The sequence below is a fragment of the Sporosarcina limicola genome, assembly GCF_014873855.1.
In the GTDB taxonomy this organism is placed as follows: Bacteria; Bacillota; Bacilli; order Bacillales_A; family Planococcaceae; genus Sporosarcina; species Sporosarcina limicola.
This window is the reverse complement of sequence record NZ_JADBEL010000049.1, coordinates 1-12675: the sequence shown is the minus strand read 5'-3', so window position 1 is coordinate 12675 and position 12675 is coordinate 1. Positions and strand designations below refer to the sequence as shown.

Here is a 12675-nt window from a genome sequence, read left to right as displayed (position 1 = left end):
GATACTTAAAAGGTTGAACCGCCGTATACCGAACGGTACGTACGGTGGTGTGAGAGGTCGGCTGATCAAATAATGATTAGCCTCCTACTCGATTGGACTTGTGCAAAATAACACTTAAAATAGGTGCAAATTAACTCCTAAAGTGACAGTACACGAATTGGAAAGAGATCAAATAAAAATTCAAATGAAAACTACGAGAAATTTTGTGTGAGTATTCTGATAAATAATCTTGAATGAGGTACAATAGTAGTATTCTAATTAAGGAGATAACTATTATGCAAAATACTCATGAAATAGTAAGTACTTCGAATCAGGTTACAAATATTAAAAATAATGAAGTTCTAAGTTTAATTCAAAAGTCATTGATAAATGTGCGTGAAGACCTACAGGATAATACCTATATAGAAGAAGCTTTAAGAGTGCTTCCAGTAGGTGGATATAGAAGCGCTATAGGTGCATTTTGGAACGCTGTTGTAGATGACTTACGAAACAAAATTATATTTAGAAGTCTAACTATGTTTAATAAAGAAGTGGAATTAGGAAGAGAAATAAAATCTTATGATGACTTTCAAAACTTTGTTAATGATGATCAATTAATAGAAGGTGCATATAAAATAGGGGTTATTGGTTGGGAGGCTAGCAAAATATTAAAACATGCAAAAGAGACTCGACATATTTTTAGTGGTCATCCAAAAAGCACAGATCCTTCAGTCATAAAAGTATTTGCAATGATGGACGATTGTATAAAATATGTTTTAAACGTAGATTATCCGATGCAAATTATAGATATAGATGAATATATTGGGAATTTAGCGACAGAAGCCTATGATCGGAGTTCAATTGGAATTGAAAATGCTTTAGGAGACTTACCGGAACGATATAAAAATGAACTTATAAACCGGTTACTCTCCTCATATATTCATCACAACAGCTCAACTATTATCCGATCAAATATTGAATTCTGTTCACCCATCCTTTGGAGGGTTTTGGCAAAACCAATAAAAGTTCAAACGGTTAGAAGGATTGATCAGGAGATTGTGAAGGGTAACTTGGCCACTATTAATTTAGCATTCTCTTTTATAGAAATTGTTAATGCAAATGAGTACCTCACTTTAAATGCTAAAAAATATAAGATCGAACCTTTAATTCATAGGACTCGGGACATTCGTATTGCACAAGCTCCAAATCCCTATTAAACAGGGGTTTAGGGCTTATTTTTCGCGTTTATTTTTAAGAGTTTTTTGTAATTAATTGTTTGCATTTCATCTAAGTAGTGTTATAATATCTTGCATATAATATATAAAAAGGATGTTAAGCTGATATGGAACAAATTACCCTTTTCGATGAAAAGCCTGTACCTACTGTTGCTAAAACTTCTAATTTAATAGCTATTCCAGGAAAGAAAGAGACGGTAGTCTATTTAAAACCCCATACACCTGTTGTCGCCTTTAAAAATGATGACATACTATCCAAAAGAATGGCAGCTGCACTATTAATTCAGACCAAAATAGGAACAGTTGATGAAGTTGCCTTCTTAATGGGATGGGCAGTTTCAACCGTATATACCTTTATACGCGATTATCGTGAAAAAGGGCCATTCGGATTGATCAAACAAAAAACAGGCCCAAGTCATTTAAAAGTCACACCCGAAATCCATACATATATCATAGAAACGAAAGGGAAAACCTATAATGAGTTAGTTCGGTCTATACAGGAAATACACGGTATTTCTCTCTCTATGGCAATGATTTCATACATAAAAACAGGGATAGCTCACAAGGAGCAGTTGAATCTCTTTGCGTACGATCCTTTCGTAGAATCCCTGATTACAGAAGTGGAATCTATCGATACGAAAGCATTTCCAGTGGAAAGTAAAATGGAACTATTGGAATCAAACGAATTACTCATGAAGGGAAATGTGGAAATTGGGGTGAATCAGGAACAGATACCCCCATCCTCTGTTTCCATCCCAAATCCGATAAGTGAGGTAGAAACAGTGTTGGATTCTCGTTATGCAGGCGGATTTCTTCTTCTCCCATTCTTGCAGAAAATAGATCCTGCAGGCTTGTTTCGCAAGGCACAAGAGGTAACTAATGAGGATATAGAATCTTCGAAAACCCATGCTTACGGCATGCAACACTGGATGATGACGTTGGTTTTCTTATTATGGTTTCGCTTTTCATCTATCGAACAATTCAAATTTGTACAACCACAGGAATTTGGCGTTTTGTTGGGATCTGGGCACCGTACCCCCTCGGTGAAAACCTTAAGGCGCTATTTCAAGAAATGTGTGGATGAACAAGTAACCGAAGATTGGATGCTGCAATCTTTCGATTCGAGGAAATCGGTTTTATTTACCAACAATTTCACTTGTTACCCACGTTAACGGCGTTTGAAAATATTCTCTCGCCTTTATTTGCGCGGAAAGTTTCCTATAAAAAAGAACAACGTGCTAAAGAAGTGCTAGAGCAAGTAGGCTTAGTCGATAAAATGAATTCCCTCCCTTCCCAATAGGTGGACAGCAGCAAAGAGTTGCCATTGCACGTGCGATTGTACATAAACCGAGTTGGCTGCTGGCAGATGAACCGACGGGGAATTTAGATACGGAAACAGGGCAGCTTATTTTTGAACTGCTTCAAAATCTCAACAAACAAGAGGACTGCGGAATTGTGTTTGTCACGCATGATCCTTTACTTGCTGCAAAAGCAGACAGGGTGATTACGATGAAGGATGGGATTGTCATCTCGGATGAGCGAGGGGAAACGCTATGATTCGCTTTATTTGGCAGAATTGGTGGCGGAGGAAAGAACGACTGATTTTGCTCCTTGTCGGTGCACTGATTATTAGTATCGGATTGACTTATTTAGTCGGTATTTCCGATGCGAATAAAGGAACAATTGTAGATGAATTACAGCAAAGATGGTCTTCTTCCTATGATATTGTTGTGCGTCCTGCGGGTAGTCGAAGCCTAACGGAAGAACAAGGACTACTAGATCCCAATTATTTAAGTGGATTGGACGGCGGCATTAGCCGGGAGCAATATGAACGTACCAAAACAATCCAAGATGTCGAAGTAGCAGCCCCCATCGCCATGATAGGTTCTGTTGTATATTCGACTAAGCTTACCGAATTGGAATTACCAGAAGGTATTTACAGAATGACGACCGAGGAAGTTTCAAATGATGGGATTAGAAAACAAAGTACTGTCGTAAGCCATTACTTTGCCGCTGGGAATAATGATATTATGGGCAACAAATTCCGCGAGCAAGGACCTGACTATTTCCTGGAAATGGCCCCTAGATATCCGGATAATCAATTAACCGAGACGAGAGCTATGCTACTGGCTGGAATAGATTCAGAACAAGAAGCCAAGCTTATAGGGCTCGATCAAGCCATTGTTGAAAATGGGTCAAGTCGTTATTTTACTAGTGAGGATGTAAGCATGAATGAGGTTTTAGATGAAGAAACAGAACTAAGTATGTCACATATCCCAGTCATCATCAACAATCAATCGTTTACCGATATAGCCATCAACTATACGATTGAACGACTGGATCTTCCTTTTGACCGGGAAGTGGCCGATGAAACATTGAAGATGTTTGAGGACAACGGCGGGCAGGTTTATTTGGATACACTCGAAGCGGTAGATCGTCAAAACTATACCTATACGGATAAAGAGGTCTATTACCGGATAGTGAACAGTATTTCCGGTAGTGATGCGGAAACAGGCACTCCTTTCTTGGAGGATTACTTGCAGAATCGTGAAGTACACCTTGGTAATCGTCCTAGTCCTTTACAGTATGAGGATGTGTTAAGTCCTTTTCCTGAAAGATGGCCTTATGCCTATGAATTACAAACCTCTGAAATACCACATGATCCACAATTTAAAAGTTTTCGCGCATCTAATTCGTTTGGTTTTAGCACGGGGGTCAGTATCCGCGCTTAGAGCCCAAATGGGTTGGCTTTTATGATGCAAGTCAATTAGCGATTTCGAAGGATCCGACCAATGAATTACCGATGGAAACGTATCGACCTACAACGGCGGAATTGGTCATTGATGCCAATGATAATCCAATTAATCCACCTAAGTTGCTAAAGCCAGCAGGTTTTGCAATGGACTTTTTATCGACGCCACCGAGCATGTTGACAACCATTGAGGCGGCAGAACTCTTTATGGGGGACAAGCCGATTTCTGCCATTCGCATAAGAGTTGCAGGCGTTGCGGAGTTGTCCGATGACAGCCAACTAGTTGTGGAAAAAGTTGCCCGGGAAATTGAAGAGCAAACCGGTTTATTAACTGATATCACATTGGGCTCTTCCCCACAACCGACGCTCGTCCATGTCCCAGCCATCAATGAAGAAGAAGCATTGGGCTGGTTTCAGCAACCATGGGTGAGTATTGGATCATCCATTACCCTTTTTAGAGAGGCTAAAATTGGTTTTTCAGGATTGATTGTTAGCACGATGGCTGTTGCAGTGATTTACGTGTGGGCATCGAGTCTTGTTTCCCTTTTAGCAAGAAGAAAAGAGTTTGCGGTGTTGCTGGCTGTTGGCTGGCGTCCCAATCAATTGAGTAAATTATTATTCATGGAATCTGCCATACTCGGAATTTTTGTAGCACTTATTTCATGGATGATGTTAGGGTTTGTCTATGTAACGGAAGGGGCAACTGTGTTACCATCACGGTTTGTACTGACAGGGTTGTTTGGATTTGTCGTCTATGTGTTGGGAGCGGTTATTCCTGGATTGTTAGTGCGCCAGATTTCGCCATATGAAGCCATGCAAACGGGAGAGATATCCAAAGCGAGTGGACGAATGGTGCGAACGAGAGGATTATTGTCGATGGCATTTAATCATTTCACTGGAAAGTGGAAAAGGAGCTTGTTATCGATTATTGCCATTGCTTTGCCAACGAGTTTACTAGCATTATTCCTCTACGTTACTGTTCGTCTACAAGGCATTATGTATACGACGTGGCTTGGGCAATATGTTGCGTTGGAAGTTGGGCCTGTGCATTATACAGCGATGGCCGTCGCATTAATGATTGCAATTTTAACAACGGCCGAAATTATGTGGCAAAATATTGCTGAACGGCAAGGGGAGATTGCTCTCTTAAAGGCGGTTGGGTGGAAAGACCGCAATGTACGTCTGCTTATTTTAATAGAAGGCATGTTCAGCGGGCTATTTGCAGCAATTATTGGGCTTGCTTTAGCGTTTGGCATGATGTGGGGATTGTATGGCCAATTTCCGACTGATGAACTAGTATTTATCCTCGCGACGGGTTTCATACCAATCGTAATTGGTATTTTAGGCACTATTTTACCGGCGGAACGAGCGGTTAGAGTGTCTCCAGTACGTGGAGTGGGCGGCAATTATTCGAATCGTAAAGTGATAGAGAAACGTTTGAAGTGGATGATTATAGTGATTTTTCTGTTAGTACTAGGAGCGTTTGTTTATACGTTGTTATGACAGAGTAAGTAAAATGTGAAGATAATTCAGCGTGGTTTCAAACCATTGTTGAATTGTTTACACATTTTTTTATTTATCACACCACATATAGAAGTGGGAGACTTCTGCAGAATAAAACCTTGAAAAAGCGCAAACCCTCTATTATAATTGGGAATATTTATAAACTATGTACGGTGAGTTTGGTGATAAATTTGTAATGGAAGATCCGTACTCGCTGGATTTGCAACTTGAGATAATTGCAACTATTTTATTGGGAAATCGGAAGTAGAATTTTGTGGAAATACGGATGGTGGAGCTGTACCGCTCGAATTAGATTTTACTGAAGCAGTGCCAAATTTGTTTTTTTAGCTGGTGAAATTAGTTGGGATATGCTTGGATTAGGTAGATATATTCACTTTTTAAGCTTGTCTATATATGTTGAATTTATGATTTTTCTGTAATCTCCAGCGAAGGCGTCCCCAAGCGCCGAGCGTTGTTAGTAGGATTCTTTAGTTCAACCTATATAGAACATCAGGTTCATTATATTAATGTTCCCGCAGATTATGTGTCTCATGTCCAAATAGAAAAACTACAAACTGCCTCCCTGATTTCCATTTTCTTTTGGAAACAGAGAGTTTTTTTATTCATTAATATAGTTTGAAATGAATGGATATTTAGACGTTATTCGGTAAAAAAACTTGGAATATTTTACTAAGTGAGCGGGGTAATACATCAATCATTCGCTCTATTATAAATCATTGCTATAATTTCATTCTTCTGCATTAATAAAGTGACCTTGTCCATTTTTTACAACAGAAGGAATCTCAACAATGAGTTTTTCAATGATTCTTCTCGAGCCTGTTATGAATCGGACGTATTAAATCGTAACATAAATAGGTGATCACCGGCGTATTTCGCTATTGAATCTACTAGTACTTCTTTACTTGTGAAAAAAGGTTATGAAAGCGTGAAGGTGATAAACGAGGTTTCATCATTGCCTTATCATTCCATCAGTTCCATAAAAACTAAGGCGTAAGTAAAAAACTATTGCCTTGGGCTGCAAGATAAGGTTTATCGTTAAAAGATAATGTGCCACTACCCTACTAAAAATAATCAAGGTATGATGCATCGCCTCTTCTTCCCCATCTGATTGAATTTTCACTTTAAAACACAATTAGTTCTGAATGTAGCAGTTCCCGAATAAGGTTGGGTGAAGAGTCTTTAAGGATAAATCGGGAATGAAAATAAAATTTATTTATGATTATCTCGGATTGGTGGGAAGGAAGAACTCTTCAAATTGGAGATACATTTTATACTATTTTGGAGGTTGTCGAATGGAGAAAGTACAGTACAATATCGAAGTTAAGAAGTCGAAAACTAGTTCTTACACGATTCGTAAAAGAGTGTTTGATGTATGTGTAGGCCTTCTGCTATTAATTCTTTTAATCCCACTATTGTTCATTTTTTCTACTGTACTTCTCGTATTTTCAGGAAGGCCCATTTTTTTAAAGCAAATTAGAACAGGTCAGAATAATAAACCTTTTACAATCTGGAAATTCCGGACTATGGAGAGTAGTGGAAATCAGGAAGCAATACATGTCTACGACTGGTCAGAGGGTGTCCCCGATGATTTTCTCTTTAAAACACCTTCAAATCAGCGAATAACGAGAATCGGCAAGATTTATAGAAAGTTAAGTATTGATGAATTGCCCCAACTTATCAATGTAATCCGTGGTGAAATGAGCTTTGTTGGTCCAAGACCCGAAATTCCCGAAATAACTCTACGATATAATCGATTCCAATCAAAGAGATTACAAGCCAAACCTGGAATAACTGGATTTGCTCAAATAAATGGCCGATCAATCATTACTCATGGCAAAAAAATTGAATACGATCATTATTATATTGATAAACAAACATTCATGTTTGATATGGAAATAATTATAAAAACAATTGGTCTAGTAATTCGTGGTAAGGGAGCTTGTTGAAAAATGGATAAAATACATGTTGAAGTGGATAAGTGCGAATGAGAAATGGGCTAGATGTGAAAGAAATCGCAAACTTATTCAAAAAAAAGTCCGTGATGATTATTTTAGTTATATTTCTTTTTACATTGGCAGGAGGAGTAATAAGTTATATAATCCCACCAGTTTACGTGGCGAAAACGGATCTGTTAGTAAACTATTCGACGAAGGGAGAAGGCAATAAGGTTTTGCAATCAAGTGATATTGAGATGAGTTTACGTCTCATTGAAACGTATAAACAACTATTGAAAAGTGACCGGATGCAAAGCAAAGTAATTGCAGGGTTAAAAGATTCGTATACTAAAACGGATTTGATGAATAATATCTCGATTGAATCAAGCGGAAACTCTCAAATAATAACAATTGTAGCACAAGAGAAAACAGCTGAAAAAGCAGCCATACTTGTAAATATATATGCAACAAAATTTCAGGAAGAAGTAAAAATCCTTATGAATTTAGAGAATATTAATATATTGAATGAAATTTCCGCAGGTAGAGACATTAAGGAAGTAAAACCTTCTTCAATTTTATTCATACTTATCTCTTTCATCATAGGCTTTATTTTAACTGGAATGATTATAGTGGTTCAAGAATTTTACTTTACCAAGTTAAATACAGTATTAAGAGTAGAGAATGTGCTAAATACCCCGAACTTAGGTGTTATCCCGTTAATTAAAAGCCAAAGGTCATTCAAAAATAAAGATGTTAATTGGGATGAAAGGGTAATTTCAGCGGTGTCTTCCCCCTTTCTATGCATGGAAGAATTTAGAAGAGCGAGAGCGAATATTCAATATCACATGGCGCAAAAAGAAGCGAAGGCAATTTTAGTGACAAGTACAGTCTTTGGAGAAGGAAAATCTCTTGTGAGTGGAAATCTAGCCGTTGTTATGGCGATGGATGGAAAGAGAACCGTGTTTGTCGATGCAAATTTACGGAAGCCGATAGGACGTCGGATTTTTAATTTACCTGAACGTAAAGGGCTTACTTCAATGATTTCCGGTCAATTCAAATTGAAAGAGATTATACAAAAAACAGAAATGGAAAACTTGTTTTTTATTAGCGCTGGGCCAATCCCACCAAATCCAACCGAAGTTCTTTCATCTACTAAAATGGAACAATTAATCGACATGCTAAAAGAACAGTTTGACGTCATTATCATCGACACACCGCCACTACTCGTCGTAGATGCTCTTCGTCTTTCCACTTTCGTGGATGGTTGTTTGTATGTCATCGATGCAGGACGTACGAAAGAAGAACAGGCAAGTAAAAGTCTGAAGCAACTTGAAAAGGTTGGGGCATCTATTTTGGGTACCGTATTGAATAGGAGTTATTCAACCAAAAATAGTGTCGTAACTGAGTATTGATAATAAGGATGTGAGTAGATGAATGTAGACACATCAATTCAATTTGTGCGAGAAGTTAAAACCTGGGTTGTACCTAATGAAAAATATGTTCTTCAGGAGTTCGAAATATGGCATTTAAATCATTTAGTCCATGCAATTGAAAAAAACTTACTTCCATTTGTGGGTAATAGAAAGTATATACTTATTAAATTTCCAGTTAACGAATTTCCAAGTATGGTTTCGATGACTTTTTATAAGTTGCAATTAATGGGGTATGTCCCTGTTATTGCTGACGCGGAACGAAATACTGAAATTAAACGCAATCCAAATAAGCTCTATAAGATTGTAACAAATGGGGCGCTCATCCAAATAAACGCTTCAAGCGTAACAGGGGGGAACGGACGAGCACTTCGAAAGTTCGTATTGAAGTTATGTAAGCATAATTTGGTACACTTCGTTTCATCAGATACTGAACATCTAGGGAAGAGATCACTACTAATAAAGTCTGCTTATGCATATCTTCAGAGAAAAATCTCTATTGATTATGTGAAATATTTAAAAGAAAATGCTAAGCATATTATAGAAGGAACTGATTTTCATATTCGTCAACCAGCCATTTTCAAATGAGAAGGTATGAAAGTAGGTACTAAAGGGAGGAGGAAATGACTGAATCTAAACATCGATGGTTGACCTATTACTTGTTTGTCACTTTGGCAATTAGTTCTATTGTTAGCTTTGAACCGTCTCCTTACGATCTATTCATGATAGTCGTTGTCCTACTTGGTTTTCTTTTTTCATTATATATTTTCACGAGGGAAACGGTTTTTCCATTACTAGTTGTTTGCATCTTTCTACTAACTAATTTACTCTCCCTGTTTTTTGTGAAAGAACTTGGAGTTTCTTTGAAATTTACCGGTATTACATTTTATCTTGCTATCACTTGGATAGGATTAATGGGGCTAGGTCACCACTTAAAACAAACCGATTTACAATTTATTATGAAAGGTTACTTATTTTCGGCATTGTTTGCTGCAAGTATAGGGATACTCTCTTACTTACATTTACTACCTGGAAGTGAAAAATACCTTATGTTCGGTCGAGCAAAAGCATTTTTCAAAGATCCAAATGTGTTTGGTCCATTTCTAGTGATGCCCGCATTGTTTGCGCTTAGTATGATAGAAATACGAAAGAATACGGCAGTTGTAAAAAGTTTCTACTTTATCGTTTTTCTTATTTTAACTGTTGGGGTTGTCCTAAGTTTTTCAAGAGCGGCTTGGGGAAATTTTATTATATCCCTCATCATTTACCTTTTTATATATAAAAAAGAAGTTATTAGAAAAAGATTTAAAACTGTTTTACTGTTGCTTCTCATTGGCGTCCCATCAATCCTTTATTTCATTCAAACTCCCGCGGTAGAGGATTTACTCATTTCACGGCTTAGCTATCAGAACTATGATAATGATCGTTTTGATACGCAAAAGGCAGCGCTTTTAAATGGTCTAAAGAACCCTTTTGGAATCGGGGGTGGACAGTCAGAAATAGCTTTCCAGTACTCTCCGCATAGTCTCTATGCAAGAGTTTTTACTGAAAATGGCATAGTCGGATTGTTATCCTTATTTGTTTTGTTTAGTTGTAGTCTGCATAAGTCTCATCAACATTTTTGGCGAATAAAAGATCAAAGTAGTGCGCTATATCTCGTCATATTTGCATCGCTTGTTGGATTAGCTTTTAACAGTTTTTTTATCGATACATTGCATTGGAGATATCTTTGGCTTGTGCTGGCACTAGCCTGGATTCCTTCTTCCAATAAGAAACAAGGAGAAAAAAGGGGGCTTAAAACTTGAAAGTTTTACTTACCGGAGGTGCGGGATTTATAGGTTCTCATGTCACTGAAGAATTGTTAAAACATAAATTCCAAGTCGTAACAATCGATAATTTTGTGACCGGCTTTCAGGGTAATATTCCTGGAAAAGTAAAATTTTATCAAATGGATTTAGGTGACAAGAGGGTGGAGTTAGTGTTTAAGCAAGAAAAACCAGATTATGTTATCCATTTAGCCGCACAAGCTTCAGTTATGGCGTCTATGACTAATCCCTATTTAGACTTTTTTACGAATACGGTTGGAACTGTTAAACTTCTTGATTTGTCGAAAAAATACAATGTGAAGAAGTTTTTATTTGCCTCAACGGCAGCTGTATATGGTGAACCGCTATATCTACCGGTGGACGAGGACCATCTAATTCATACACAGTCATTTTACGCACTTTCAAAATACTCAGCAGAAAATTATATTAAACAATACAGTACTTTAAATGGGCTAGATAGCTGCATATTACGTTTTTCAAATGTATATGGACCAAGACAAAATGAAAATGGTGAAGCGGGTGTGATTTCAATTTTCATTAATCGATTATTAGCTAATGAAACAGTTGACATTTATGATGGCAGCCAAACTAGAGACTTTATCTATGTAAAAGATGTAGCGGTTGCTTGCCGATTGTCTCTGGAAAAAGAAGTTAAAGGAGTTCTCAATATAAGTTCTTGTATAGAAACAGAAATCAGCGAATTATACGACCAAATTGCAGGGATAATGGAGATTAACGCCCAGCCATCTTATGAACCAAAAAGAGTTGGTGAAATTGAGAAAAGCATTTTAGACAATCAAAAAGCCCGTCGAGAACTATCTTGGGATTTACATCATTCACTTCTAAAGGGGCTAGAAGACACTGTTCAGTATTACACGGAAAAATATTTAACTTCGACTATATAAGCATTCCTGTTAGAAACTTTTTCAGGGCTTGAAATATAAATAGCCCTCTTGGTATGATGTGGGGTGTCAAATCCGTACGAGTTGACCCCTGAATTAAATACCAAGGAGGACCTACTATGAATTTTAAACAAAATGAAAAAATTAATCAAGTCACTGACAAAACACTTGTAATCGGAATGGATATCGCCAAACAAACTCACTATGCCTGCATGGTCGATGAGCGTGGCCTGCTCCTGAAGAAATCATTTCCGGTTCATCAATCCAGACAAGGATTCGAATTCTTCTATAAGCGAATTCTTGAAGGGATGAAAGAGTTTGATAAGACTGATGTCCTTATCGGCATCGAGCCTACTGGTCATTACTGGCTGAATCTTGCGTATTTCCTTGACGAACGAGGAATCCCTCTCGTCATGTGTAATCCGTTGCATGTCAAGCGTTCGAAGGAACTTGACGATAACTTGCAGACGAAAAACGATGCGAAGGATGCGCTTGTCATCGCTCGCTTGGTAAAAGACGGTCGTTACAGTTATCCACGGCTCTTAAAAGAAATAGAGGCAGAATTACGTGTCGGTGCCACACTTCGTGACAATCTAGTGGAGGAGTTAGCGAGAATCAAAAACAAACTCATTCGCTGGACAGATCGCTATTTTCCAGAGTTCTCGCAGGTATTCCCCTCTTTCGGAAAGATGGCGCTCGCTGCATTAGAGTGTACGCCATTCCCGAGTGATGTAGCTCCGCAGGAGCCTGCGGAACTACTGGAACTGTATCGGGGAGTGGAGGGGTTAAAATCTCCACAGAAGCCGAAAATAAACAAACTCATTGAACAGGCGCGCATTTCTATTGGTGTAACAGAAGGACAGACGATGGCCCGTATTGAAATCACCACACTCGTCCAACGTTACCACAAAATCAACACAGAGCTTCATGACCTTCAGGAGAAGTTGACAGAGCTCATTCAAGCAACTAAAGAGTATGACTATCTTAAAACGGTTCCCGGCCTTGGGGACACAACGATTATTGATCTATTGTCCGAAATCGGTAGCTTTGCTCACTACGATCATCCACGCCAATTAATCAAACTTGCGGGATT

General features: G+C 38.1%; 10 protein-coding genes and 1 pseudogene. All 11 read left to right on the top strand.

Going from position 1 to position 12675, the window contains the following annotated elements:
• The first annotated feature begins 275 nt into the window (after nt 1–275).
• Nucleotides 276–1196 (top strand): hypothetical protein, encoded by a 921-nt coding sequence (locus tag H4683_RS20465; RefSeq protein ID WP_192600675.1) that lies wholly within the window; start codon nt 276–278, stop codon nt 1194–1196.
• 125 nt (nt 1197–1321) lie between these two features.
• Nucleotides 1322–2386, top strand: a complete 1065-nt coding sequence (locus tag H4683_RS20460; RefSeq protein WP_192600674.1) for a COG3415 family protein — start codon at nt 1322–1324, stop codon at nt 2384–2386.
• Nucleotides 2387–2510: 124 nt separating this feature from the next.
• Nucleotides 2511–2555, top strand: a pseudogene (locus H4683_RS22270) (hypothetical protein); the annotation flags it as partial.
• A 212-nt stretch (nt 2556–2767) separates the two neighbouring features.
• Nucleotides 2768–3946 (top strand): hypothetical protein, encoded by a 1179-nt coding sequence (locus H4683_RS20450; protein WP_192600673.1) that lies wholly within the window; start codon nt 2768–2770, stop codon nt 3944–3946.
• Nucleotides 3947–4017: 71 nt separating this feature from the next.
• On the top strand, nt 4018–5469 hold the full coding sequence (locus H4683_RS20445; RefSeq protein WP_192600672.1) for an ABC transporter permease: 1452 nt from the start codon (nt 4018–4020) through the stop codon (nt 5467–5469).
• A 1313-nt stretch (nt 5470–6782) separates the two neighbouring features.
• Complete coding sequence (locus H4683_RS20440; protein ID WP_192600671.1) at nt 6783–7436, top strand: sugar transferase; 654 nt, start codon at nt 6783–6785, stop codon at nt 7434–7436.
• Nucleotides 7437–7474: 38 nt separating this feature from the next.
• Complete coding sequence (locus H4683_RS20435; protein ID WP_192600670.1) at nt 7475–8836, top strand: tyrosine-protein kinase domain-containing protein; 1362 nt, start codon at nt 7475–7477, stop codon at nt 8834–8836.
• 18 nt (nt 8837–8854) lie between these two features.
• Nucleotides 8855–9442 carry a CpsB/CapC family capsule biosynthesis tyrosine phosphatase gene (locus H4683_RS20430; RefSeq protein ID WP_192600669.1) on the top strand — a complete coding sequence of 196 codons (588 nt, stop codon included), beginning with the start codon at nt 8855–8857 and terminating at the stop codon, nt 9440–9442.
• Nucleotides 9443–9477: 35 nt separating this feature from the next.
• Nucleotides 9478–10659, top strand: a complete 1182-nt coding sequence (locus H4683_RS20425) for an O-antigen ligase family protein (protein ID WP_192600668.1) — start codon at nt 9478–9480, stop codon at nt 10657–10659.
• A complete protein-coding gene (locus H4683_RS20420; protein ID WP_192600667.1) occupies nt 10656–11585 on the top strand; it encodes an NAD-dependent epimerase/dehydratase family protein in 930 nt (309 codons plus the stop codon). Before H4683_RS20425 ends, H4683_RS20420 begins: the two co-directional genes overlap by 4 nt.
• 116 nt (nt 11586–11701) lie before the next feature.
• A partial coding sequence (locus tag H4683_RS20415; RefSeq protein ID WP_192600666.1) for an IS110 family RNA-guided transposase occupies nt 11702–12675 on the top strand: 974 nt, incomplete at its 3' end.